The sequence below is a fragment of the Aliterella sp. E5.1 genome (genome assembly GCF_057473825.1).
The window spans coordinates 1-1,392 of sequence record NZ_JBYCCV010000394.1 but is presented as its reverse complement, the minus strand read 5'-3'; the positions used below and the strand labels follow the sequence as shown (position 1 = coordinate 1,392).

Genomic DNA, 1,392 nt, shown 5'->3' with positions numbered 1-1,392 from the left:
ATGATTCAACTTCGTAATAACGCGCTATTTCTTCGGTAGTTGTTACTCCAGTTCCTTTCCAAAGAGCAACAAGTAATGCTTTAGCTTTATTAAGGATTTCTAAAGCGCGTTCATGAGGTACACGCTCTAATTGATTATCACGAGCGGATTTTGACTCAACCAGTACAGAATCAGATACGATTATCATGCCATGACCTCGATGGTTTAACTAGGGTAGGTTGTGGTACAAGTAGCGATCGTGTCTCCGCCAAGAGTTAAGCGATCGTTATTTGTTTAAATGAGGCAATTCAAGAAGAAGCTAATTGGAAAAGAAAATATTACAAGCACAGTTATATCTCTTGTAAATCCGTTGATATGTGGAGGTTGATATGTCTAGTGTTACTTTTCATTCGATTTTGACTTCCCTCTCACCTATTACAACTTCTTTTCTCTCTTTCCAACGGATAATAATTTCTCCATCTAAAGCTTTAATAAGCGTCTCAATAGTTTTGAGACTTGAGTTATCAGGCTTTTCTAAGGCTTGTCTCACGGAACTAACAAAGCTAGTAACTTTTTTTTCCTGTTCCTCCTCTTGCGACCTAAGCTTACTGACTTCTTGCGCTAGTTTGTAAGCGCTCCATCCAAGTTCTTTCAATCGTTCATCTAATATCTCTTTCTTCATCAATGGGGGTATGCAATGCAATATAGACCACCTCCTATTTCACTACAACGCTAGAGTTATGGCTATTATAACGCTACAAGACTCTTTTTTTTTCGTTGTAAGAACTATTTAACTTATTGAGAGCGATAAAAACATTCGTTAAAACACTTGTTTTTATTTCGTTGTAGCGCTATACTATAAATATAGGGATGAGGAAAGCAAACCGCCTCACCGAGAAATAAAAATCCAGAGTTGCATTCAGAACCAAAATTTCACCACCAACAAAGCAGCAGAGAGCGGAACTGCCTAAACACCGCCCGGAACCTGATAACAGCGAAGCGATAAGCAGCAGCAACGGTCAGAGGAGGAAACGCCCACGACAAGGTTTTATACCCTGCGGACTCCCAAATAAAAGAACTTTGTTGATTTAATAATTAACCCAAGTACAACAAAGCCTACAAGCGCTCAACTTTGGTCAGGCGATCGCTTGCAGGCTTTGGTTTCCTAAATTCATAGGTAATCAAATGCTAACTCAATCAAAACAATCAATTCAACTCTGCTCTGAATCTACCCCGAAAATTTGGGATAGAGCAACGACAAAAGCAAACATCGGCGATACCATCCATGCTCCCTTTATGCCTGTTATGGAGGTCGTAAATAAGGACGTTTACACCGATGGTCGAGTTTGGCTAAAAGTCAGACCCACAGGCGCTTCCTGCTATAGCGAGGAATGGATACTCGATAGGGAAGAC

General features: G+C 40.2%; 1 protein-coding gene and 2 pseudogenes. 1 reads left to right on the top strand and 2 read right to left on the bottom strand.

Features of this window, described 5'->3' with window-relative positions; translation table 11 throughout:
* Positions 1-187, bottom strand: a pseudogene (locus AC2VE5_RS27615) (DNA-binding protein); the annotation flags it as partial.
* A gap of 198 nt (positions 188-385) precedes the next feature.
* Positions 386-661 (bottom strand): hypothetical protein, encoded by a 276-nt coding sequence (locus AC2VE5_RS27610; RefSeq protein WP_009629952.1) that lies wholly within the window; start codon positions 659-661, stop codon positions 386-388.
* 503 nt (positions 662-1,164) lie between these two features.
* On the opposite strand from AC2VE5_RS27610, the pseudogene AC2VE5_RS27605 reads away from it, so the two are divergent.
* Positions 1,165-1,392 (top strand): annotated as a pseudogene (locus AC2VE5_RS27605) (hypothetical protein); the annotation flags it as partial.